At 56.8% G+C, this 23,479-nt stretch carries 25 protein-coding genes; 11 read left to right on the top strand and 14 right to left on the bottom strand.

Features of this window, described 5'->3' with window-relative positions; genetic code table 11:
* Positions 1-180 precede the first annotated feature (180 nt).
* The 5 genes from AAY24_RS10130 (at position 181) to AAY24_RS10110 (ending at position 4,459) form a co-directional block, all read left to right on the top strand.
* Positions 181-1,563 carry a M16 family metallopeptidase gene (locus AAY24_RS10130; protein WP_046859589.1) on the top strand — a complete coding sequence of 461 codons (1,383 nt, stop codon included), beginning with the start codon at positions 181-183 and terminating at the stop codon, positions 1,561-1,563.
* Positions 1,553-2,872: a M16 family metallopeptidase gene (locus AAY24_RS10125; protein ID WP_046859588.1), complete on the top strand. Its 1,320-nt coding sequence runs from the start codon at positions 1,553-1,555 to the stop codon at positions 2,870-2,872. Before AAY24_RS10130 ends, AAY24_RS10125 begins: the two co-directional genes overlap by 11 nt.
* Before the next feature lie 5 nt (positions 2,873-2,877).
* On the top strand, positions 2,878-3,450 hold the full coding sequence (gene rsmD / locus AAY24_RS10120; RefSeq protein WP_046859587.1) for a 16S rRNA (guanine(966)-N(2))-methyltransferase RsmD: 573 nt from the start codon (positions 2,878-2,880) through the stop codon (positions 3,448-3,450).
* 239 nt (positions 3,451-3,689) lie between these two features.
* Positions 3,690-4,169 carry a pantetheine-phosphate adenylyltransferase gene (coaD, locus tag AAY24_RS10115; protein ID WP_046859586.1) on the top strand — a complete coding sequence of 160 codons (480 nt, stop codon included), beginning with the start codon at positions 3,690-3,692 and terminating at the stop codon, positions 4,167-4,169.
* A 44-nt stretch (positions 4,170-4,213) separates the two neighbouring features.
* Positions 4,214-4,459 (top strand): YfhL family 4Fe-4S dicluster ferredoxin, encoded by a 246-nt coding sequence (locus AAY24_RS10110; RefSeq protein ID WP_046859585.1) that lies wholly within the window; start codon positions 4,214-4,216, stop codon positions 4,457-4,459.
* A 138-nt stretch (positions 4,460-4,597) separates the two neighbouring features.
* On the opposite strand, the gene AAY24_RS10105 is transcribed toward AAY24_RS10110, so the two are convergent.
* Positions 4,598-5,443 (bottom strand): 2-oxoacid:ferredoxin oxidoreductase subunit beta, encoded by an 846-nt coding sequence (locus tag AAY24_RS10105; protein ID WP_046859584.1) that lies wholly within the window; start codon positions 5,441-5,443, stop codon positions 4,598-4,600.
* Position 5,444: 1 nt separating this feature from the next.
* The gene (locus tag AAY24_RS10100; protein ID WP_046859583.1) at positions 5,445-7,178 is read right to left on the bottom strand and encodes a 2-oxoacid:acceptor oxidoreductase subunit alpha; all 1,734 of its coding nucleotides are present in this window, start codon (positions 7,176-7,178) and stop codon (positions 5,445-5,447) included.
* A 251-nt stretch (positions 7,179-7,429) separates the two neighbouring features.
* Here AAY24_RS10100 and AAY24_RS10095 point away from each other — a divergent pair, with 251 nt between their 5' ends.
* Positions 7,430-8,242, top strand: a complete 813-nt coding sequence (locus AAY24_RS10095; RefSeq protein WP_046859582.1) for a PhoH family protein — start codon at positions 7,430-7,432, stop codon at positions 8,240-8,242.
* A gap of 60 nt (positions 8,243-8,302) precedes the next feature.
* Here the strand turns inward: AAY24_RS10095 and AAY24_RS10090 are convergent, their stop codons facing one another.
* Positions 8,303-9,115, bottom strand: coding sequence for an NAD-dependent protein deacetylase (locus AAY24_RS10090; protein WP_046859581.1), 813 nt, complete (start codon positions 9,113-9,115; stop codon positions 8,303-8,305).
* 101 nt (positions 9,116-9,216) lie between these two features.
* On the opposite strand from AAY24_RS10090, the gene AAY24_RS10085 reads away from it, so the two are divergent.
* The 4 genes from AAY24_RS10085 (at position 9,217) to AAY24_RS10070 (ending at position 11,609) form a co-directional block, all read left to right on the top strand.
* On the top strand, positions 9,217-9,912 hold the full coding sequence (locus AAY24_RS10085; RefSeq protein ID WP_046859580.1) for a hypothetical protein: 696 nt from the start codon (positions 9,217-9,219) through the stop codon (positions 9,910-9,912).
* Between the two features lie 205 nt (positions 9,913-10,117).
* A complete protein-coding gene (locus tag AAY24_RS10080) occupies positions 10,118-10,357 on the top strand; it encodes a hypothetical protein (protein ID WP_046859579.1) in 240 nt (79 codons plus the stop codon).
* 27 nt (positions 10,358-10,384) lie between these two features.
* Positions 10,385-10,624 carry a hypothetical protein gene (locus tag AAY24_RS19205; RefSeq protein WP_046859578.1) on the top strand — a complete coding sequence of 80 codons (240 nt, stop codon included), beginning with the start codon at positions 10,385-10,387 and terminating at the stop codon, positions 10,622-10,624.
* 91 nt (positions 10,625-10,715) lie between these two features.
* Positions 10,716-11,609, top strand: coding sequence for a CPBP family intramembrane glutamic endopeptidase (locus AAY24_RS10070; protein ID WP_046859577.1), 894 nt, complete (start codon positions 10,716-10,718; stop codon positions 11,607-11,609).
* Positions 11,610-11,654: 45 nt separating this feature from the next.
* On the opposite strand, the gene AAY24_RS18770 is transcribed toward AAY24_RS10070, so the two are convergent.
* The 4 genes from AAY24_RS18770 to AAY24_RS10050 form a co-directional block, all read right to left on the bottom strand.
* Complete coding sequence (locus AAY24_RS18770) at positions 11,655-12,101, bottom strand: c-type cytochrome (protein WP_199930338.1); 447 nt, start codon at positions 12,099-12,101, stop codon at positions 11,655-11,657.
* A 193-nt stretch (positions 12,102-12,294) separates the two neighbouring features.
* Positions 12,295-13,647 (bottom strand): NADP-specific glutamate dehydrogenase, encoded by a 1,353-nt coding sequence (gdhA, locus tag AAY24_RS10060; protein ID WP_046859576.1) that lies wholly within the window; start codon positions 13,645-13,647, stop codon positions 12,295-12,297.
* A 441-nt stretch (positions 13,648-14,088) separates the two neighbouring features.
* Positions 14,089-14,919 (bottom strand): NF038132 family protein, encoded by an 831-nt coding sequence (locus tag AAY24_RS10055; RefSeq protein WP_052761171.1) that lies wholly within the window; start codon positions 14,917-14,919, stop codon positions 14,089-14,091.
* A 360-nt stretch (positions 14,920-15,279) separates the two neighbouring features.
* The gene (locus AAY24_RS10050; RefSeq protein ID WP_046859575.1) at positions 15,280-16,257 is read right to left on the bottom strand and encodes an alpha/beta hydrolase; all 978 of its coding nucleotides are present in this window, start codon (positions 16,255-16,257) and stop codon (positions 15,280-15,282) included.
* Positions 16,258-16,614: 357 nt separating this feature from the next.
* On the opposite strand from AAY24_RS10050, the gene AAY24_RS18515 reads away from it, so the two are divergent.
* Positions 16,615-17,145 carry a DUF4405 domain-containing protein gene (locus AAY24_RS18515; protein ID WP_052761170.1) on the top strand — a complete coding sequence of 177 codons (531 nt, stop codon included), beginning with the start codon at positions 16,615-16,617 and terminating at the stop codon, positions 17,143-17,145.
* Between the two features lie 103 nt (positions 17,146-17,248).
* Here the strand turns inward: AAY24_RS18515 and argE are convergent, their stop codons facing one another.
* From argE to AAY24_RS10010, 7 genes are all read right to left on the bottom strand, one after another.
* Positions 17,249-18,400, bottom strand: a complete 1,152-nt coding sequence (gene argE, locus AAY24_RS10040; RefSeq protein WP_046859574.1) for an acetylornithine deacetylase — start codon at positions 18,398-18,400, stop codon at positions 17,249-17,251.
* A 226-nt stretch (positions 18,401-18,626) separates the two neighbouring features.
* Positions 18,627-19,034, bottom strand: coding sequence for a RidA family protein (locus tag AAY24_RS10035; protein ID WP_046859573.1), 408 nt, complete (start codon positions 19,032-19,034; stop codon positions 18,627-18,629).
* A gap of 25 nt (positions 19,035-19,059) precedes the next feature.
* Positions 19,060-19,800 (bottom strand): amino acid ABC transporter ATP-binding protein, encoded by a 741-nt coding sequence (locus AAY24_RS10030; RefSeq protein ID WP_046859572.1) that lies wholly within the window; start codon positions 19,798-19,800, stop codon positions 19,060-19,062.
* Entirely contained in the window at positions 19,797-20,453 is a 657-nt protein-coding gene (locus AAY24_RS10025; protein WP_046859571.1) for an amino acid ABC transporter permease, read from the bottom strand. Before AAY24_RS10025 ends, AAY24_RS10030 begins: the two co-directional genes overlap by 4 nt.
* Positions 20,454-20,462: 9 nt before the next feature.
* Positions 20,463-21,122, bottom strand: coding sequence for an amino acid ABC transporter permease (locus tag AAY24_RS10020; RefSeq protein ID WP_046859570.1), 660 nt, complete (start codon positions 21,120-21,122; stop codon positions 20,463-20,465).
* Positions 21,112-22,482, bottom strand: coding sequence for an MmgE/PrpD family protein (locus AAY24_RS10015; RefSeq protein ID WP_046859569.1), 1,371 nt, complete (start codon positions 22,480-22,482; stop codon positions 21,112-21,114). The genes AAY24_RS10020 and AAY24_RS10015 overlap by 11 nt, the downstream gene beginning before the upstream one ends.
* 168 nt (positions 22,483-22,650) lie before the next feature.
* On the bottom strand, positions 22,651-23,439 hold the full coding sequence (locus tag AAY24_RS10010) for a transporter substrate-binding domain-containing protein (RefSeq protein WP_046859568.1): 789 nt from the start codon (positions 23,437-23,439) through the stop codon (positions 22,651-22,653).
* Between the last annotated feature and the right edge of the window lie 40 nt (positions 23,440-23,479).

Genomic DNA, 23,479 nt, shown 5'->3' with positions numbered 1-23,479 from the left:
TGAACTGATGGCATTATGTCTTGTCTCTTTAAAGGAAATCCGGACCTGGACTTTATGCGATACGTTGAAAATAATCTGCAGGCCGGTTTTTAAGTGTTAAAGTCGGATCGTAACATTTTGCGGGGAATCAACCTATCCCTGTCGTTCCTCCGCGAGGCAAACAGGGCCACGGAATAAATTATGAGACTACTCCTTAGTGCGGCAATTGTAATGCTCTCTTGCCCGATATGGGTCAATGCGTCGGTGCTGCCTGAAAAACAGGTGCATGAAACGGTACTCGACAACGGAATGAAGGTTATTGTGAAGGAGGATCACCGGGCACCGATCATGGTCTCCCAGGTCTGGTACAAGGTGGGCTCTTCCTACGAGCCGGATGGGATTACCGGTGTCTCCCATGTCCTTGAGCACATGATGTTCAAAGGGACTACCTCCCACCCCCCCGGTGAGTTCTCCCGTATTATTGCTGCCAATGGCGGTACCGAGAACGCCTTCACCGGGCGGGACTACACCGCCTACTTCCAGACCATGGCCAGTGATCGTATGGAGATCTCCTTTGAACTGGAGGCAGACCGCATGCGCAACCTGCTTCTGCTCCCGGAAGAGTTTGCCAAGGAGCTGGAGGTGGTGAAGGAGGAGCGGCGTCTGCGTACCGAGGACAAACCGACTGGCCAGCTTTACGAGCAGTTCCTGGCTGTGGCCTATCGCAGTCTGCCCTACGCCAATCCGGTGATCGGCTGGATGAATGATCTGAACCATATGCAGGTAGACGACCTGGCGAAGTGGTACCGGCGCTGGTATGCCCCGAACAATGCCACCCTGGTGGTGGTGGGTGATGTGGTGCCTGAAGAGGTTTTCAAACTGGCGAAACACTATTTCGGACCACTCAAACGGGAACAACTTCCTGAATTGAAGCCGCTGCGTGAGCCGGAGCAGAAGGGTGAAGTTCGTTCCGTGGTGCGGGTCCCCGCCAACGAGCCCCATCTGATCATGGGCTACAAGACACCCGTGATCACCACCGCCGAGACCGCCTGGGAACCCTATGCCCTGGAGATGCTGGTAGCCATACTGGATGGTGGTAACAGTGCCCGCTTCAGTAGAGATCTGATCCGTGGCAGTGAAGTGGCGGTTTCGGCCAGTGCGGATTACAACGCCTTCTCCCGCCTGCCGGGCATGCTGATGCTGGATGGCACACCCGCCCGGGGACAGGATATCGATCAGTTGGAACAGGCGTTACGGGACCAGATTGCCCGGTTGCGTACCGAACTGGTAACGGAGGAGGAGCTGGAGCGGGTACGCAACCAGGTGATTGCCTCCAAGGTGTATGAACTCGATTCGGTCTTCTATCAGGCCATGGAGATCGGCATGCTGGAGACCATCGGGCTCGACTGGCGGCTGGCCGATCGCTATGTGGATGAACTTAAAAAGATTACGCCGGAACAGGTGCGCGAAGTGGCGCAACGTTACCTGCGGGATGACAATCTGACCCTAACCCGGCTGGATCCGCTGCCGATGGATAATACCAAGCCCCGGCAGGCAGCAGCAGGGGGGCGTCATGGAGGTTAAGTTAATGGGTTACCGGGTATTTCTACTGTTGTTGGTACTGTTTTCCGGCCAGCTGTTGGCCGGGCCGGCGATCCAGAGCTGGACCACGGAAAAAGGTGCCCGGGTGCTGTTCGTGCCGGCGCCGGAGCTGCCGATGCTGGATCTGCGGGTGGTGTTCGACGGCGGCAGTGCCCGTGACACTATTCCCGGTGTGGCTGCCCTGACCAGCGCCCTGCTGGAGGAGGGGGCAGGGGATTGGGATGCCAACGAGATAGCCCGGCGCCTGGATAGCGTTGGCGCCAACATGTCGGTGGATTCCCAGCGTGACATGGCCTGGTTGACAGTACGCACCCTGACGGAAAAGCGGGCGTTGACCGAAACCATGGATACGGTCGCCCAGGTGTTGGGGGCGCCCCGGTTTGATATGGACGCCTTCGAACGGAATCGCAAGGCGATGCTGGTGTCGCTGAATCACGATGAGCAGTCGCCCGGTGCGGTGGCACAGAAGCGCTTCATGAACACCCTGTTTGGTGATCACCCCTACGCCTCCCAGGTGGAGGGGACCAAGGAGTCATTGGCGCGCATCACCCGGGAGGATGTGCTGGCCCATTATAAAAAGTACTACGTGGCGAAGAACGCACTGATCGCTATAGTCGGTGCAGTGGATCGTGCCCAGGCGGAACAGCTGGCCGAGCTGGTGACTGCCGGTCTGGAACCGGGGGAGCCCGCTCCCGAGCTGCCACCGGTTGCCGATCTGGACGGCCCGCAGACGCTGAACATACCGTTTCCCTCCAGCCAGTCCCACATACTGATGGGCCAGCCCGGTATGCATCGGGGTGACCCGGACTACTTCGTCCTCTATGTCGGTAATCATATCCTGGGCGGCAGCGGGCTGGTCTCCCAGTTGAGTGAAGAGGTGCGGGAGAAGCGTGGGCTCTCCTACAGTGTCTACAGCTATTTCTCACCCATGCGCCGAAACGGACCATTCCTGATCGGTGCCCAGACCCAGAATGCCAAGGCCGCTGAAGCGCTGGATGTGATTCGCCAGACTCTGGCCCGGTTTATCGAACAGGGTCCGAGCGAGGCGGAGCTGACCGCCGCCAAGCAGAATATCACCGGTGGATTCCCACTGCGTATCGCCAGTAACAGCAAGATTCTCGGTTATCTCGCCATGCTCGGTTTCTATGACCTGCCGCTGGATTATCTCGATACTTTTGTCGATAAGGTCAATGCGGTAACCACCGAACAGATCCGCGAGACCTTCAAACGCCGCGTCAAGCCGGATCAACTGCTCACCGTGGTGGTGGGCCGAGAGCCATCGGCCCGGTAGGGATTATGGGCAAACGGCCTCACACGGGTCCGGGTAACCGGATCCGTATCATCGGCGGCGAACATCGGGGTCGGCGGCTGGCGTTTCCGGACAGTCCCGGATTACGCCCCACTGCCGACCGCACCCGTGAGACCCTGTTCAACTGGCTCCAGTCACGGCTGCCGGGTGCCCGATGCCTGGATCTGTTTGCCGGCAGTGGAGCGCTGGGATTTGAAGCAGCCTCCCGTGGGGCCGGTCAGGTCACCCTGTTGGAGCGTGATGGCCGGGTGGCCGGGCAGTTGGAGGCCAACCGGGCGCTGTTGGGCATCTCTTCGATGCAGGTTTGCCAGGCCGATGCCCTGGGTTGGCTTGACCAGCCGGCCAGTCCGTTCGATATCGTATTCCTGGATCCACCGTTTGCCGATCATCTGCTCAGCGAATGCTGCCGGAAGCTGGATAGGGGCGGCTGGTTGAGACCCGACCCCCGTATCTACCTGGAGTGGGACCTGCATGGGCCGGCGCCCGAAGTGCCGGAACAGTGGGTCAATCTGAAACAGAAAAAGGCCGGCCAGGTGGCCTATGGGCTTTATACCCGATAGGGCGTGTGGTTGATAAATTCCTGAAAAAATGAGATTTGTCATTTGACATTGTCTCATCCGATACTATTATCTCGCTCCCTGAGGAATAAACGGGCTCGCTATGCCGGACAGGAACTGGCGCGGCGCCGCAGGATGGTGGAAGTGATTCAAACGCCGGCGATACCGTTTTTTCGTGTTGTCCGGCAGATGCCGTTGACACCAGCACCGATTCAGGCAATCGAAGAACAAGGATATCCAGTATGGCTGTTGCACTCTACCCGGGTACGTTTGATCCCATTACCAACGGTCATACCGACCTGATACAGCGGGCAGCGAAACTGTTCGATAAAGTCATCGTCGGCGTGGCCGCCAGCAGTGGCAAAGGACCCCGTTTTTCACTCGAGGAACGGGTCGACCTGGCCAACCAGGTGCTGGCGTCGGTCAAGAAGGTGGAGATCATGCAGTTTGACACCCTGCTGGTGGATTTTACCCGGCAGTGCAAGGCGGATGTGATTCTGCGTGGCTTGCGTGCGGTGTCAGACTTTGAGTATGAGTTTCAGTTGGCCGGAATGAACCGGCGATTGGCGCCGGAAGTGGAGACCATGTTTCTCACTCCGGCCGAACAGTTCGCCTATATTTCCTCAAGTCTGGTAAAGGAAATTGCAGCCCTGGGGGGGAATGTGTCAGAGTTCGTCCATCCCCTTGTTGTCGAAGCGCTGAACGGCAAGCAACCGGATTAACCTAAAAGATATGAGGTGAAGGACCTCGTTCAGGAGTATGTGTTATGGCATTAATGATTACTGATGAGTGCATCAACTGCGATGTGTGCGAGCCGGAGTGCCCGAACGGGGCCATATCCCAGGGTGATGAAATCTATGAGATCGATCCGGATCTCTGTACCGAATGTGTTGGACACTACGACGAACCCCAGTGTGTCGAGGTTTGCCCGGTCGACTGTATCCCCAAGGACCCGGAGCATGAGGAGACCCATGAGGAACTGCTGGCCAAGTATGAGCGGCTGTGTGGCTGAATCCGCTCAAACCTGCTGACTGAGTTCACAAGGCCCTCGCTATGAGGGTCTTTTTTGTTTCCGGCCCGAGCCGAACCCCTATCTGATCGCCGCAGTTGTGGTCAGCTGTTGCAGATGGCTGATCCTGCCGTGCACATCTCAGCCGCTTAAAAACTGCTCCCGCATCTGTGTCAGTGTGGCCGCTTGATCGGCGACATCGGGCCTACTGATAACGCTGGCCGGTGTCCGGAAGATCAGCCCGGTGGTCATGGGGTCACCTTGCAGCATACGTTGTGCCGCGACCAGCGGGTCGTCGGTGGTGGATTCGGTCTGCTGGTGTACGCGCTGTTTCCACGCCTTCTGTTCGGGCTGGAAGGTGACGCAGGGGCTCAGTACATGAACAAAAGCCAGGCCGGGATACTGGATCGCCTCCACCAGCAGCTGGGCCAGCCCGGTGGGGTCACCGGAAAAGCCGCGTGCGATGAACCCGGCGCCCGCCGCCAGTGCGATGGCAGCCGGGTTAAATCTCGGCAGGCCGGTACCATGGGGCGTCAGCTTGCTCTGGGTCCAGTCCGGCGCGGTGGTGGGTGAGGCCTGTCCCTTGGTCATGCCGTACACCTGGTTGTCCATCACGATATAGGTCAGGTCAGGGTTGCGGCGACAGGCGTGTATGAAGTGATTACCGCCAATGGAGAAGCCGTCACCATCTCCGCCGGTTACCAGCACAGTGAGATCCGGGCGTGCCGTCTTCAGCCCTGTCGCCACCGGCAGGGCGCGGCCGTGCACGCCGTGGAAGCCGTACACATGGGTGTAGGCCGGCAGTCGGGACGAACAGCCGATGCCGGAGACCAGGGCGATCTGCTCCGGGGGCAGTGCCAACTGGGCCAGCGCCTTGGTGATGGCGCTCAGTACGGCGAAGTGGCCGCATCCGGGGCACCAGATCGGTTTCACGTCCGATTTGTAGTCTTTTGCTTTCCGGGGGGGTTGGGGGGCTGGATCGGGCATTTCACAATCCTTGCATGATGCGGTTGACGATCTCCTGGGGCCGCAACGGTAGCGGACCGGGGCGGGCGAGGGAGTCCGTGTCCGATGGCAATACCTTGCAGCTGTTCAGATAACGGTAGAACTGTCCGCCGTGATTCTGTTCCACCACCAGCAGACGGGTGGCGCCCGCTATGGCTGCGCTGAACCGTTCGGTCGGCAGTGGCGCCAGCAGCCGTACCGCGATACAACGGGCGGGATGGCCCGCACGGCTGAGCCGCTCGGCGGCCTCCCGGGTGGCGCCGCTGGCGGAACCCCAGCTGATCAGGCAGATCTCCCCAGCGCCACTGAGCTCGGCCCAGTCATCACCATAATCGAAATCGGTCAGCTTGCGCAGTCGCTTGTCCAGTTGCCGTTGATGATCGCTGGCGGCGGCCGAGGGCGTGCCGCGCTGATTGTGTTCCAGTCCGTCGGCGGTGTACATACACTCGGCTTCGCCCGGAATCGCCATGGGTGAAATGCCGTCATCGGTCACTGCATAACGCTGGTATGGCGCATCGCAGGTGGGCTGTTTGCGTCTCCCTTCCAGGGCCGGGGAACTGGGTGGATCGATCACTGCCCGGGCCTGGCCCTGGGACTGGTCGGTCAGCACAATGGCGACGCTTTGCAGAGTCTCGGCCAGTTTTACCGCCCATTCGGTGGTGAAGGTGCAGTCCCGGATCGAAAGTGCCGAGAGCACCAGGTGGGGGGCGTCGCCATGCAGGCCGTACAGGGCGATATTAAGATCCGACTGTTCCGATTTGGTCGGGATGCCGGTGGAGGGACCGCCCCGCATCACGTTATTGACCACCACCGGGGTCTCGCTGGCCACCGCCAGGCCGAGCCCCTCCATCATCAGGCTGAGGCCGGGGCCGGAGGTGGCGGTGAGGGAAGGGACACCCCCAAAAGAGGCGCCGATGGCCATGTTGATGGAGGCCAGTTCATCCTCCGCCTGAACCAGTGCACCACCCAGCTGCTCCAGATTGGGAGCGAGCCACTCCAGCAGACCGCTGGCGGGGGTGATGGGATAGGCGGCCACAAAGCGTACGCCACCCTGTACAGCGCCGAGTCCGCTGGCTTCGTTGCCACTGATATTCCAGCGTCTGGAGACGGCAGCGGGCGGGGTCAACGGAGCGATCGGTTTTTCTGTCGGCACCTGTGCAAAACCCAGCTCGATACAGCCCAGGCTTGCCATCACCACCGCTTCTCCTTTTGTCTTCAGCATATCCCGGGTAGCGCGCTTGACTGTCTCCTGGGGCAGTCCCATCAGCTGTGCCAGCAGACCCAATGCCACCATATTGGCGCGCCCATGTTCGATATCGGCGGCCAGTTTGGCGAATGGGAAGGCGAGCTGTCGTTCAGCGGCAAGATTGAAAGCGGCAGGTACCTCCTCGTTCTTGCTGTTGTCATGCAGAATAAGTGACGTCGGGTCGATGGGCAGTTCGTCGGTGAAGCGATCCACATGCTGCCAGTCCAGAGCCAGCAGCAGGTCGAACCGGTCATCCAGGTTATCCACCGGATGGTCGGCTACCCTGAGCATGATGGCGGACTCCCCGCCGCGGATTTGCGGACCCGATGAACGGGTCATCAGGGCATACAGACCAAACCGGGCGATGCTCTCCAGCAGTATGGTTCCGGTGGTGACCACGCCGCTGCCACCAGACCCTACAATGGCCAGTGAGAGGCTTTCTGTATCAGTAACTCCGGATTTCCTGTCCATGATCGCTAGCCTTGCCTGATAGCCCGCTTGGGTTTTCCAACGGGTGATGCCTAATCCAATTGTCAGTACTTATAATCGCACCTGGTTCACTGTAGAGAAATGATAATGGTCATCTGTCACGTTGATTGTCTGATTGACCCGCTGGCTACGGCGGGCGCGCTGGTTCTGCGGGAGCGATTCATCCTGTTGTCATTTTCAGCCTGTATACCGGATCTCAATTCGAGTTTTTCAGCGAAGGAGAGACCGCAACGATGGCGAAAAAATCCCATGCAAGACGATCGGCCTATAACCAGAAACAGACAGCATCGAAACGGGACAGAGAGTCCCGCAACAGACCGACAAAACGACGCCAGCCACAGGATGGGAATATTGTCGAATTGAACGTGCCCTTCCACCATCTGGAAACCCATTACTCCCCTCAACGAGTCCGCGAACCCTTCAAGGCACGCACCGAATCCCAGCAGCAGTACATCAATGCCATCAAGCGCAACTGTCTTACCTTCGGTATCGGTCCGGCCGGCACCGGCAAGAGCTACTGCGCCGGCGCCCTGGCGGCAGAGGCGCTGGAGTCCGGTCGTATCGAGCGGATTATCCTGACCCGACCGGCCGTGGAGGCGGGGGAGAGTCTCGGTTTCTTACCCGGCGATCTGGATGAGAAATTTTCCGTCTACATCGACGGGTTTCGGGATATTCTGGTGGAGCGGCTCGGTTCCGGAGCGGTGGATTACGCCCTGCGTCATGGCCGCATCGTGGCGGCGCCGCTGGCCTTCATGCGGGGCAAGACATTGGGTCGCAACACCTTCGTGATACTGGATGAGGCGCAGAATACCAGCCCGGCACAGATGAAAATGTTCCTCACCCGGATTGGTGAAGGGTGCAAGGTGGTGATCAACGGTGATGTGGAACAGAGCGATATCCGGGGTCCCAATGGCCTGGCGGATGGGATCTCTCGGGTGGCCGACCTGCCGCAAGTGCATGTCCACCGTTTCGAACGTCAGGATATTGTCCGCAGTGGCCTGGTGCGGGCCCTGATTGACCGTTACGAGCTGAGTGACGTGAACTGATGCAACCGACCGCCGGATCGGTTGATCCGGCGGTGATTCTATCGGACGGGACAGTCTTGTTCATTCCGGCAGGTTGGTGACCAGATTGCTCAGGGTTGCGCCGGCAGGCTGTTCAATTTTCAACTGAAACAGATGATCAGCCCGGGTCTTGCCCTGGTTGATGGCGGCAATGGGCTTGCCCAGCCGGGCCGCTTCCCGCATGAACTGAAACGCCGAGAACACCATCAGGGAGGTGCCGGCCACCAGCAGTGCATCGGCCTGGTGCAGGGCATCATAAACCGCCGCGATACGACTACGCGGTACCTGTTCACCGTAGAACACCACGTCCGGCTTGAGAATGCCGCCGCAGATCGGGCAGCCGGGTACGACCATGGGGCTGAAGTCGGTCTCCAGGTCAGTATCCCCATCCGGGGCGGTGGCGGCGTTCAGGGTATCAAGCCAGGGATTGAGTGAAACCAGCTTCTCCTGCATCCAGTGGCGGGACTCCGGTTCGCCACAGGATTGGCAACGCAGCTGTTCCAGTCGACCGTGCAGGTCGATCACCTGCTGGCTGCCGGCCTTCTGGTGCAGACCGTCCACATTCTGGGTGACCAGTTGGCCGATCCGACCCCGGGACTCCAGTTGGGCCAGGGCGTGGTGGGATGGATTGGGCCTGGCCTGACTGAATGGCAGCCAACCCAGGTAGCTGCGAGCCCAGTAGCGTTGGCGTACCGACTCGCTGGTCATGAACTCCTGGTAGAGGATCGGTTTACGCCGTTTCCAGCGACCTTCGCCATCCCGGTAGTCAGGAATACCGGAGTCGGTGCTGCAGCCGGCGCCGGTCAGTACCAGCAGTTTCCGGTGTCGGGTGACGAATTGCTGAAGTGCCTGCATCGGAATGGTGGTCCTCCCCCCGGGTGTGTGGATATAGTGTATCGTAGTAGCGCGCCGGCTGGGCAGCCGGTTAGCCGGACAATGTCACCCCAGGGAGCACCATGACCAAAATCGCCATACTCATCATCATTGCGCTGATTATTGCAGCCGGTGTCTATACCGAACTGCAGCGGGGCAATAACCTGGCCCAGACCGCCAAGCGCCTCGGACTGGATTTCACAGCCGGTCTGCAGCCGATACCGCCTGAACTTGAGTCACCAGGGTTCGATCTGCTGGTGCAGGGTAATAGTGAGATCGGCAACCGGATGTCCGGCACGCGACAGGGTTATGGGCTGGATATTTTCGACTACAGCTATGATGCCAGTTCAGCAGGGGACGGGTTTGCCTCTCATCCGGCGGCCGATGACCAGATGGGTATGGAGCGGCGCAACCAGACCGTGATCCACCTGCGCTCTACGCTACTGTTTCCCGATTTTGATGTCAGCCCGAGCCGGGGCCACCAGCGCCAGGTCGCTGCCCGGTTCGGTTTTTCCCCGCTGGTGTTGGAAGAGGATCGTCCGTTCAACCAGGACTACCGACTGTTAACCCGGGACAGTCAACGCTGCCGGGCTCTGTTTACTGCCGAAGTACGGACATTTCTGCTGAACCATCCCGGCCTGGTGGTGGAGGGGCGTGGCCAGGATCTGCTGTTTTATCGTTTCAGTCAGCGCCTGAAGGCGAAACAGCTGCAGTCGTTTCTGCAGGAGGTGGAGGAGCTGGCGGGGCTGCTTGAATCCGCACTGGCGACTGCCCAATAGCCGCCTCTTCCCTTCGCTCCACTCCGGCGGCCATTCCCATTTTCGGCGCATTGATCAGCACAGATTAAGCCGGTTTGTCCGGTAAAATCTCGATTCTGATCTGTCCTGAAGCAACCTAACACCGCAGGATACAGACAGTGGAGCGATCGCATCAGCTCATTGACCAGGTCTATACGGCGGCACTGGATAGTGCCGGCTGCCACGGGTGCAGGAGAATCTGGAGCAGCTGTTCGATTGTATCGCTTCCGGTATTAACACCGTGCGCCCGGCGCAGGGTAAAACATCCCTGGTGAAGTTTCCTGCTATCGATGCGGCGCTGCTGGAGTGTTATATCGAACGCTTTTTATACAACACTCCCTGGCTCGATATCCCCGCACTGCAACGGCAAGGCTATCTGCGCACCGACAGGGCACTTGCCAGCCACTACAGAAAACCGGGCTATTAGCACAAGACTGCGCTCTATAACGAATGGATGAAGCCCCAGGATTTCATCTATACCCTGGGTGTGAATCTGTATGTCGATGAACAGGCGCAGACAAAATTACTCCTCTATCGACCCCGGCAGGCGCTGGTCAATCCGGTCGGTATTGGACTCGCATCCTATGTGGCCCAGTTATTCAGCGCCACATCTATAGTCAATGGCGAATGGAGTGCTATTGTTGCCGGCCTGCCCGGGACGTGGGAGGCGGTGCGCAGCCTGGTTGCCCGTTGAGCGTGTCGTCAGGGGCTGGATTGGGGTAGAATGCGGCTCTGAACACTATCCGCTAATCGAATCCCTAGAGCTGTTTTCGAAACCTCAATCCATGCGTGCCTTCGCCTATTTTCTCCTGTTGTTGCTGGTATCCCTGCTGCTCAGTGCCCTGGTCAACTATCCGCTCTACAGCCTGCTGCAGGGGGGTATGGACCATGGCCCCAACAAGTTGATCAATACGGTGGCAAAACTGATCGCCATACCGGGGTTCATTCTGATTCTGCAGCGCTATGCCATCGACAACCGGGTTGGCCTCGGTTATGGCTTACCCAGAGCGTCATTTCTGCGTGAACTGTTAAGCGGCTGGCACAGTGGTCTGTGGATACTGCTGCTGCTAAGTGGGTCGCTTTTGCTGTTCGGGGTACGTGACATCACACCTCTGCCGGCAGAGTGGTTGCCGCTGTTGTTGAAAACCACCCTGGTCGCCCTGGTCGGTGGCTTGCTGGTGGGTTTTATCGAGGAGACCTTTTTTCGGGGCGGCCTGTATGGAGCCATTCGCCGGGATCACGGGTTTGTTCTGGCCCTGCTACTCTCCAGTCTGTTTTATGCGGCCCTCCATTTCATCAGTCCGCCCCCGCTTCCGGATAGTGAGCCGGTCACCTGGACCAGTGGGTTATTGATACTCTCCGGCGCCTTCGGGCAGTTCAGTCAGTGGCAGATTCTGGACTCATTTCTCGCCCTGTTTGTGCTGGGTATCTTTTTCGCGGTAATCCGGGAGCGTACCGGCAACATCGCCTACTGTATTGGGCTGCATGCGGGGTTTGTATTTGTTATCAAGATCGTGCGGGAATTCACCCAGGTTAATCCGAGCAGCGATTTCAGCTTTATGGTGGGCAGCTACGACGGCATGATCGGTTATCTGTCCGCTGTTGGCTTGTTGATCTACACCCTGTTTATCCACCACTTCTGGCGCCGCCCGAAAATGGGCCGGATGGTAACGGAATAACGGTATTCCCGGGTGGCGGGTCACCACGTCAGAATGCGCTGGCACCTAGTCAGACAGAGCGGGGGGGTTATCATTGAACTGGAGCAGGAAGGCGATCAGATTAGCGCGCTCCTGGTCCCGACGGATGCCGCGAAACTCCATCAGTCTGCCCGGTACCGCACGCTCCGTATTGGTGAGGTAGTAGTTGAGGGTATTGATGGTCCAGGTGTGGCCACTGTCCCGCATGGCCGCAGAGAATTTGAAACCGTCAATGCTGCCCGCTTTACGGTTGAACAGATTCCACAGGTGGGGCCCCTTGCCGTGCCCCCCCTGTTTTTTATGGTCGTGGCAGGCGGAGCATTTGCGCATGAAGGTGCGTTCTCCAGCGGCCAGGTCGGCTTCCCTGAGTTGTTGTCTGAACGACTCGCTCAGCTGGGGTTGATACTGGCTCAGTGGACCGCTGTTGTCATCGGCAACCAGGATGCCGGAGAACAGCAGCAAGATTGTGGTCATAAGGAGTCGGTCGGTTCCCGGAATCATGGTAGGTCCAGTTGCTGTTGAGAAAAGATATAACACCGGCCGGGTCGGTTGTACCCCGCCATACTATTAACCTGTAGCACGCTCAGGCTGGTAATACCATCTTCTATCCGCTTTCTGGCCGCAGGGCGAGTTTGGCTGACGCAGGTTCCGGCGAGATATTCCCGCCTCAAACCACTCCCTGCTCAATCATGGCATCCGCCACTCGCCTGAACCCGGCAATATTGGCGCCCAACACCAGGTTGTGGGGTTCGCCAAACTCTTTTGCTGTCTCACTGGTATTTCGGTAGATGCGGGCCATGATCTCCTTCAGTCGCCTGTCCACTTCATCAAAACTCCAGTACTGCATGCTGGCGTTTTGTGCCATCTCCAGTTGACTGACCGATACGCCACCGGCATTGGCCGCCTTGCCCGGGCCAAAACAGATCTTGGCGTCCAGGAACAGATCGGCCGCCTCCTGGGTTGTGGGCATGTTGGCTCCTTCGGCCACGCCAATGCAGCCATTGCCAAGCAGCGTCTCCGCGTCGGCCGCACTCAGTTCATTCTGTGTGGCGCAGGGGAATGCCAGATCCCCTGGAATACGCCATACAGCATGGCCATCCTCAGGATATTCGCTGGCCGGAATGAATTTGGCGTCCGGGTGGGAATCCAGGTAGATGTTCAGCCGTGCCTTGCGTACCTCTTTTACATTTTTCAGGGTATCCAGGTTGATACCGTCGGCGTGGTAGAGCGTGCCGCTGGAATCAGAGCAGGTAATTGGTAGGGCTCCCAGCTGATAGAGCTTTTCGATAGCGTAGATCGCCACATTGCCAGCGCCGGAAACCAGGCAGCGTTTTCCAGCCAGGCTGTCACCTTTTGCTTCCAGCATATACTGGGCAAAATAGGCGCAACCGTAACCGGTGGCCTCTCTGCGCGCCAGGGATCCACCCCAGAGCAGGCTCTTGCCGGTGAGCACGCCGTCATAGCGACCGCTCAAGCGTTTATATTGCCCGAACAGATAACCGATTTCCCGCGCCCCCACGCCGATATCGCCGGCCGGTACATCGATGGTGGGACCCAGGTGGCGGTACATCTCGTTCATGAAGGATTGGCAGAAACGCATGATTTCGGCATCCGATTTACCCTTCGGATCGAAGTTGGCGCCCCCTTTCCCAGCCCCCAGGGGCAGGCCGGTCAGGGCGTTTTTGAATACCTGCTCAAAGCCCAGGAACTTGATAATGCTGGCGTTTACGCTGGGATGAAAACGGAGCCCGCCCTTGTAAGGGCCGAGGGCGGAGTTGAACTCGATGCGATAACCCTTGTTGACCTGGATCTCGCCGGCATCATTCACCCAGGGTACACGGAACATGATCTGGCGTTCCGGTTCCACAAGCCGTTCAATGATGGCCTGATGGCGGTAGATTTCGTCGTTTTCCAGAATCGGGCGCAGGGAGTCCAGGACCTCTTCAACCGCTTGATAAAACTCCGTCTGTGCCGGACTGCTGTGTTCCAGCTTGAGGATGGTTTGATGAATATAAGTCATGACCTGCTCTGTTTTTATTGTGTAGATAAAAGCTATCTGGTGTTGAGTGGCGTCTGCCTGCTTCCAGTTTTCTGGAGTCGACCGACCCATTCTACCTACCGTTCAGGATCAGCCACAAGGCGGGAATAAAATTAATTAATGGTTTTGGGGAGCGTGGCTGTTTTGGGAACGGGGTTTGAGTTGATCTCTACGCGGGTTCGGGAAAAGGGGGGCTGGTGATCCTTGCGACGGGGAGCGGCGGGCTCTGCCGTTTGACCAAGTCACCTGTCTGACGGAACCAGTGCTTGGCTTCTTGTCGGTTAATAATGTGCGGGTACGGCATCGGCGCGGGGCTTTTGCCTTGCACTGGCCAGGTTTCGTGGAAAGGGTAAAAAATATTGACAATCACTAACAGAAAAACCCCGCCGAAGCGGGGTTCTATAGGTCGATATGGGCGTCTGATTATACGTTGTGACGCCGATACCCCAGGCCGAGCAAGCCGATGGCGAACAGTGCCAGAGTAGCGGGGGCAGGTACGGTACCGTCGCCGCTGGGATCTTCGATAGAGGTTCCGGCAATGGTGATACCATCGAACGCCATACCGGTGTTGTAGGCGGTATCACCCCAGTTGATGACGCCGAACTCCAGAATATAGTTGCCGGCATTGGGGATGGTGTAGAGGGATTGCACCCAGCCGCTGTAGCCGCAGCCATCTCCATAGCATTCGCCGGAATCGTCACCCAACGGTGACCATGTGGGGGCTGCGCCGGAAATATTTACAACTGCGGGATCGATGGTTGCCTCGATTGGTGGCAGGTCAAAACCGGGCACGGCTGATCCGACTGGATTTGTGCGCGCGGTAAACAGCAGGGCTACCGGGTTCAGTGCTGCGTCAAGCAGTCGTGCCCAGCCGTACTCTACATATGACTCTGTGCCGTCTGAGGTGACATAGTTAAAGTAAAATTCCAGGTCATCGCCAGCGTTGGCGGAGAACACACCGGAGCGCAACAGAGAGCCGTTGGTCTCTTCGCCGATGTTCAGATCGTCGTTGCCCAAGCTAGAGGCGCCGTTATCAGTGGATACCCAGCCGTAATCACCACCTTCCGGTGAAGTGGTGACGTCCCCATCGGCGCCCAGGGTGCCGCAGTTCCCGGTACAGGTCCAGGAGGCGGGTATACCACCGTCAAAAGCGGTGGCCATGGCCGATTGTGGAAGAAGCAGGGCTGCGGCTGCAAGTGTCACTGCCCCAAAGATTGCCGGCAGGCGGGCTTGGCTGTTCCGTTCCTTAAACATAGTTCATAACTCCGGTTTATAGTCTAATTGCAATACTCCCTGTTTAGATAAGCAACATGTATGCCTGTAGATATTGGCAAGAAAAAACAATCAGTTGCCGATGACTTGTTAATCTCTTGTAAAAAATATTGACAGTTTATGAGGGGTGGTGATGCCAATTTATCGGGGAAGCCGTACCCCAACCAGACATCTGCAGAGACTGGCGGGCAGGCATATAGTGCTGGATCAATGGTATGCAGTCAGTGTGATTTGACTGACCGAAGAGATACAAAACGGCAGAGCCTGTTTGGGGGGATAGAACAACCCTGTCGCCTCGGGAAAGATGAGTCGGCAGGGTTGTCTCCATGGCTTGATAGTGCTTCACTCCTCCCGAATGATCGTGGTGCGGCGGAACTCATCTTCGGGAAAGACCCGGCCGGAGAGCAGGGTTTCGAAAATGTGTTCGAAAACCAGTCCGGGTTGGCCCTGTTTTCTGCCGGACCTGAAGTAGGAGTGACCCTTGGGATGGTCGTAGATATTATTGACGTCGTCGCAATCCACGGTATAGACGTTGGCCGGGGTCAGACGCATATCTTCCGGGCCGGTGTGACCCAGGCGTCGGGAGGCGATCTTATTCTTCAGATTGGAGGCTTTGCTGGCCCGCAACGCCAGGTCGTCGGAGGCGAAGTAGACCACCACATTGCGTGAGGCGTGGCAGATCAGCTCGCCCCTGTTGCCCTCCTGCAGGGATTCGTTGACGATGTCGGCCGCAACCAGAAAAGTGTTTCTGAAGATAAGGGGCACTCCGTCCGCCAAATCGTAACGGTTCCATGCCGCCAGGGTTTCCCGTAATACCCGGTTGCCCATGGAGTGGGCAAGTATGTTGATCCGCTTGAAGCAGGGATCGGTGTGCGGGTTGTAGGCTTCGGAGTTACGCCAGTAGAGAAACTTCTCCATTACCCGGGCAAACGAGTAGGCGCTTGAGTCGGCCGCTTTCTGATCATCCCAGTAATCCTGCACGATGCCAAAATCGTTGTCACAGGGCCAGATCAGCGGGACAACCAGAACCTCCTTTTTCTTCTTTTTGTCGCACAGTGCCTGAAACTCCTCCGCCCCTTTGAACACATCTTCCGGCAGGTTGGAAAAGCCATGAATGTAGATCAGTATCTGGCGGTAGGAGGCGGTTTTGAGCCTGGAAAGAAATTCGACACTGCCTATCTCGGTGTAGGCCTGGTCGCCGGTCTTCTCACAGAAAAAAACCGAGTTGCTGGGTGCATTGTCATTCAGGTCGAAATCGAATTTACGGCCGATTCGGGTGCGAATGCTCTGCTTCGGGAAGCGATTGGTGATGAATAACATCCGTATGTTTCTCCTTTCCTGTTTCGTCCATCCGGGGCTGGATCTGATCTGCTCGCCCCTCATTCACGCCTTTTTTATCGGTCGGCCTGTTCATTGGAACAGGCGGTCTGCCACTCCCGGGCGAGGGTCCCACGATCGGGCTGTGGCAGGGAGAACGGTTCCCCGTGTTGAGTGAGGCGATGTCGATCATAGCCAAGGTTAGCAGAGAACAGGACGGGATTGCATATTTAGACCCGGTCACGGGTGATCCGACAGGTCGTTGCTGAAGGCGGTTGGTTACAATTTGTTACAGACTAAACATAGGCCGGAAAAGTACCCCAGGTATTCTGTCACCGTTAATCACACAGGGGGAACAACATGGCAAGTCAAATACACAAGCGCGTGGTTGAGCTGTTTCCGCGCAAACTGATTACACCGGTCACGGGAGCACTGGCGCTGGTCATCGGCATTAGTGGCGGGATGCTCTTTTTCCATTTCGGTGAGGGGCTGGTCAAGTCGGCCCATGAGTGGCTGGGGATGCTGTTTGTGGTGTTCATGCTGATCCACATTCTCTCCAACTGGAATGCCATTACTCAACACTTCAGACAGCGCGTGGCCCGAAACGCGGCCCTATCGATTGTGCTGGTTACCGGGCTTTTCCTGGGCAGTGGAGCTGTCAGCCAGACGAAGGATCCCAACCTGGTATCCGGGGCCCTGGAAGAGGCGCCTATCAGTTTGCTGGCGGTGCTGTTCAAGGTGGATGAAGCGGCGTTGATCGATGAACTCGGCAAGCGGGGACTGGTGATAGCAAATGATGGGCAGACCATACAGGAAGCAGCCAAACGCGCCGGTGTGGATGGGCACCACGTTATCAAGCAGTTGGTCAGTAGTGTGGCGGTTCTCCGGTGAATCGGTCGCGACTCTTCAGCGAGGTCTGCGAAACTGTGGCCAATGGGGGTTAATTTAGTCATCACAGGCTAATAACCTGACCCCATAGTTTTCCGGATTTCGGTTATGCACGCAGAGTCAAGGTAAGGTGTTCCAGCATCCTGTCACAATCTGCGAGTTGTTGGATGCTGATGTACTCATCGGGTTTATGGGCCTGTTCGATACTGCCGGGACCACAGATCAGTGTTGGAATTCCGATAGCATCATACAGGCCACCCTCGGTACCGAAGGCTACGGTGGTGAAATCATCAGACTGACAGATCTGAGCAATCAACTGAGCAGCGACGCTGCGGGTATCCGTCAGGAGCCCAGGGTAGGATGAGAGCTCGGAAAAATTGATGCTGCTAGCGGCATTCACGGCACGCATATTCGGTAATAACCGCTGTTCGGCATACTGTTCCAGTTGCTGATTGATCTCTCGGGGGTCCTGTGTGGGCAGGGCGCGTATTTCATAATCGAAGTAGCAGTCGGCTGGCACGATGTTGATAGCTTCTCCTCCATGAACGATACCGGTCTGCACGGTGGAAAATGGTGGGTCGAATCGGGCGTCACATAATCGAGCGTCCCGCAGGTCCCTGGCAATACGGCCCAGTTGAGTGATCAGGTCAGCGGCATATTCGATCGCATTGACCCCCTCAGGTGCGTAGGCAGAATGGCAGGCAGCGCCATGCACATCACAGCGCATGGAGAGTTTACCCTTGTGTCCCACCACCGGTTGTAACGTGGTAGGCTCACCGATGAGACAGAGCTGCGGTTTGGGAGTACGTTTCTCCAGTTCATTTATTAAGCTGCGTACGCCCAGACACCCGATCTCTTCATCGTAGGAGAGAGCGATATGGATAGGCATACGCAGCGGGGCCGCCAAAAAACCGGGTACTGCGGCCAATACGCAGGCTATATAGCCCTTCATGTCCGCCGTACCTCTGCCGTACAGTCTGCCTTCTTTTTCTGTAAGTTGAAAAGGGTCCGTCGACCAGTGCTGGCCATCCACAGGTACCACATCCGTGTGTCCGGAGAGAACAATACCCTGACAGTCAGACGGCCCCAGGGTTGCAAAGAGGTTGGCTTTACTCTTCTCGTCATTGAATATCAATTCGTAGGGGACTTTGAACTGAGTAAGGTAGTCAGTTACAAACTCGATCAACTTCAGGTTTGATTCCCGACTGGTTGTGTCAAAACTGATTAACGATGCCAGTAGCTCTCTGCTGCGGCTCATGAATTGTCTCCGGATAGGTTATAAATATACATCTGGTACTGGTTGAGCATACCCCGACGTTACCCTGTCTTTTTACATCTGATCACAGCCACATGTTTTTGCCCCGCGCCGGGGGAACCCGGATTGCGGCAGTAATGTGTGTCTGATTATCTTTATCGGTGGAAGATTGAGGTCTTTTCTCTCTGTTTGAAATGCTCTTCCCTGTCATCAGGGAAGAGCTGGTGGGTTATACCTTTACTGCAATAACATCAATCTCAACATCCCACTCGGGTCGGGCGAGATGGGCGATCATGAGTCCGGTGGAAACCGGGAACACACCCTTCAGCCAGCGCCCCATGATCTGGTAAACCGTTTCGCGGTAGCGTACATCGGTGAGATAGACTGTTATTTTGCAGATCTCCTCCAGGTTGCTACCGCACTCTTCCAGCAGCATTTTGATATTGGCCATGGCCTGTTCGGTCTGTGCCGCTATGTCTCCGATGCCGATCGATTCGCGGGTATCCAGATCCTGCCCGATCTGACCCCTTAGAAAGACCATGTTTCCCGCGACTACAGCCTGACAGAGATCGTTATTCAAGTTCTGTTCAGGGTAGGTATCTTTGGTGTTGAAAGGACGAATACGTGTGTGAACCATGTTTATCTCCTGGTTGCTGTGTGGATTACGCCAGGAACTGGCGAAGCTCCGCGGTTTGTGGATTGGTGAAAAGCGTCTCTGGTGTACCTGCTTCATGGACTTTTCCCTGGTGCATAAATATCACCCGATCACTGACCTTTCGGGCAAAATTCATTTCATGGGTCACCATGATGATCGTCATGCCCTCCTGGGCGAGCGACTCAATTACCTGCAGCACTTCACCCACCAATTCAGGATCCAGTGCTGATGTGATTTCGTCGCAGAGTAGTATTTCCGGATTCATGGCCAGTGACCGGGCAATGGCAACACGCTGCTGCTGCCCGCCTGACAGGCTGTCTGGCCAGCTGTCGAATTTGTCGGCCAGTCCGACACGTTCAAGTAGATGTCGAGCCCGCCGTTCAGCCTGGCTATTGCCGAGCTTCTTCACCAGCATGGGCGCGAGCATGACATTTTTTCCGACAGTAAGATGGGGAAACAGGTTGAAGCTCTGAAATATCATTCCAACGTTCTGACGCAGTTCCCGCAGGGCGTTGGGGTTATCCGGCTCGGCGGGTTTGCCGTCTACCCGTATATCCCCTTCCTGAAATGACTCCAGTCCGTTAATACAGCGCAATAACGTACTTTTGCCTGAACCACTTTTGCCGATAATACAGACCACTTCCTGTCGTTTGATCTGAAGATTGATTCCTTTCAGTACTTCGTTTTCACCAAACCGTTTATGTAAGTCCTGAATATCGACCAGGGAAAAATCTGCTGTATCTGTCATGTATGGGCTCTCCTGGACAGTCGCTGTTCAAGGTGCCGACTCCACATGGAAAGTGGAAAGCACAGAAAGAAATAGAACAAGGCCACGCTGCCATAAACCAGAAATGGCGAAAAAGTGGCATTGGAAATTATCTGCCCGGACCGGGTTAACTCGACAAAACCGATCACCGATGCGAGGGCGGTATTTTTAATCGCCTGGACCAGGAAGCCGACCGTGGGGGCAATGGCAATACGTAAGGCCTGTGGCAGAATGATGTGGCGTAACTGCTCCCGGAAATTGAGCGCGAGGCTCTGCGCCGCCTCCCATTGCTGGCGGGGAATCGACTCCACGCTGCCGCGCCAGATTTCGGTCAGATAGGCACTGGCATACAGGGTCAGACAGAGACAGGCGGTTAACAGCGGTGAAGTATCAATACCGATCATCGGAAGCCCGAAATAGACAAGGAACAGTTGCAGCAGCAGGGGAGTGCCCTGAAAAAGTTGCACATAGGTGCGAACAAAAAAGTTGGCCACTCGCGAACTGGAGAGGCGGAGAATCAACAGGATGCCGCCCACCACACCACCACCGATAAAGGCGATTGCAGACAGGCCTATCGTCCAGCGCAGTGCCAGCAGTAGGTTGCGATAGATATCCCACAGTGAAAAATCAATCATAAGAGTTCCTCAACGACGTCGGAAAATGAGGCGCGGACCTGCCCAATTGAGGATCTGGCGCACAGCGATGGCCAGCACCAGGTAAACCAGGGCGGCGATGGTGTAGGCTTCAAAGTTGCGAAATGAGCGACTGGCGATCAGATTGGCACTGTACGATAGTTCCTCGGTGGAAATCTGACTGCATACGGCAGAGCCGAGCATGATAATGATCACCTGGCTGACTAACGCCGGCCAGACCCGTCCCAGGGCAGGAGGCAGTATTATGCGTGTGAATATCTGCCAACGATTCAGTGCCAGGCTCTCCGCGGCTTCTATCTGACTGCGGGGTGTGCTGTCAATCCCGGCCCGGGTAATTTCACTGGCATAGGCTCCAAGATTGAGGATCAGAGACAGCACGCTGGCGGTCAGGGCAGAGAGCTGAACACCGACAGCGGGCAGTCCAAAGAAGATGAAGAACAACTGGATGATATAGGGGGTGTTGCGCACCAGCTCGACATAGGAGGCAATCAACCAACGCACCGGGCGTGGCCCGTGACTTCGACCCCAACCGCAGGCAATGCCCAGGGCAATACCGAACAACGTCGCTGCCAATGTCATGCTTAATGTTATTGCGATCCCTTTCAATAACATCGGCCATTGGCTTAACACCGCCAGAAAATCAAAGCTCATGGTTTGGAATCTCCAGTGTCGAATTAAGTTCTAAAACAGATGGGAGGGAGTCCACAGCGCGTAACTCTTTCAGCAAACGTCTGCTCTGGAGCGGTGAGAGTGCCGCCTGTGCACAGGCCAGAAACTTCTCATCCAACTCTGTGTCGCTAAGTGGCAGGGAGGCACTGCCTCTGGCCCGGTCAACCTGCTTAGAGAACTGTTGGCCATCTTTTAAGTAGATGGTGACATCTGCCCCCTCGGGTGCGGATTTGAGACGTTCAGGCTGCTCCCACTGCGAACTGGTCACCATGGATACCTTTGCCATCAAGCCCTGGAGTGGTCCTGGTATCAGGGGTTCCCGTGTTAACTGGGACAGCGTCAGCTCACCGTAGTACAGTGCCGCTGCGACGGCGTACTGGAGGCTGAACCTGGCCTCCTGCGCTGTGCAGGGGCTGGTATAGATCAGATTGGCGGCGACTACGGGCGGAATATCGCAGCGGATCATTTCAATCTCATCCAGTGTGATCTCATGTTTATGAACAAGTGCCACGGCAGCATCCACGGCCGCATGGGATGACAGGCAGACCGGGAGTCGTTTGATATCCAGGCCGGGTGACAGTAGGCGCCAGCCAGATGCGTCAAGGCGTTCTGGTTGCCAGTCAGAACCGTTCATCAACCTGGGGAGACCGTATCGATGCTCCAGCGTGTTCAGCGGTCCCGTGATACCGGCTTGCGCCATGAAGGCGGTGAGCACGCCACGCTCCGCCGCTAACCCGGCCATCACCGGCTTGGCATCGCTGCCGAAAGCGCTTTTATTGCCCCCGGTGGCTGACAGGGCGATGGCAATGGCATGGGCTGTTCGGGAGACATCCAAGCCAAGCAGGTGCGAAGCAGCCACCGCAGCACCCATGACACCCAATACACCGGTCGTCCACCAGCCACGGTCGTAGAGTGTTCGTCCCAGGGCTTCACCGAGACGGTACTGGCATTCGCTCCCGGCAACGATAGAGGCCAGCAGAGTCTCTCCATCGCAATGGCACTGCTGGGCAACCGCCAGAGCCGCAGGAACAATCACTGCCGAGCCATGTACAAATCCGGCGTAGCAGTTATCATCGAAATCCAGGGCGTGGGCTGCACATCCGTTTACACGGGCCGCTTCAAGGGCGCTGACTTGTTGCTGATATCCCAGGATGCCAGCCTTACCTTCGGTCATCGGTATGGCGACCAGTTGCCGGACAACCGGCGTCTGGCTACCCGCAAGGGCTACTCCGAACGTATCGATCAACGCCCGGCAAGCGGTCTGCCGGACTGGGTCCGGTATACCTGACAGTGAAACTGCCGTGGCCTGTTCTGCCAGAATATGGGTTGCGAGGCGGGACATTGTTACTCCGGACTACTACGCTTGTGGTCAGCAATGGTAAAGGTGGTTAGTGGGCTTCTGTCGTGTTGTGATGCCTGTTGCGGCAAGCCGGTGATTTGTCAGAACCTGCCATGGATTGCCGAGGAGACCATGGAGCGTTCCACAGGCTCCCCGGCTGTCCATTCATGATCAGGATTCAGGAAGATCTCCAGCGGGAGCGCCCAGCCATTTCTGTGAAATTGCATCGATGGTGCCGTCCGCTTTCGCCTCGCGCAGGATTTCGTTCACCTTCGCCACCAGCTTGGGATTGCCCTTGGGCAGGCCGACATAACAGGGGGCATTTGACAGGATCAGTTTCAGGTTGATATCCAGGTCCGGATCCTTTTTCTTAAGTGCCGCCGTCACCGTTGTACCGATGGCGACCAACTCGGTCTGGCCGGAAAGGTAGGAAGAGATGGTGCTGTTGTTATCCTCGAAACGGCGAATCACCGCATTCGGTGCGAATTGACTCAACTCATCATCCTGCATTGAACCGCGGGTCACGGCGACAGTTTTACCTGCCAGCTCTTCGCCGGTACTGACATCCAGATCGGCTTTACCGAACACGGCGTCGAAGAACGGTGCATAGGCGATGCTGTAATCGATCACTTTGGCCCGCTCTTCGGTTTTACCTAACGACGATATGGTCATGTCGGCCTTACCGCTCTGCAGATAAGGTACGCGGTTCGGGCCGGTCACCGGGATTAACTGCAGTCTTACGTTAAGCTTGTCGGCAATCAATCTGGCGGTATCGATATCGATACCCTGTGGCTGCATGTCGCTGCCGACAGAGCCGTATGGTGGATAGTCCTGGGGTACAGCAATTCTGACAACCTTGTTTTGCATAATCGTATCCAGCAAATCGGCAGCGTTAGCGGACAGGCTGGAGAGCGAGGCGGTGATTCCCAAAATAGCAGCGAGTACAAATTGTTTTTTCATCTCATATACCTATTCAGTTGATGTGATTGCGGGTGGAAAG

The sequence above is a fragment of the Sedimenticola thiotaurini genome (assembly GCF_001007875.1).
GTDB lineage: Bacteria > Pseudomonadota > Gammaproteobacteria > Chromatiales > Chromatiaceae > Sedimenticola > Sedimenticola thiotaurini.
The sequence above is the reverse complement of the archived record's forward strand: the minus strand, read 5'-3'. Positions and strand labels throughout refer to the sequence as shown.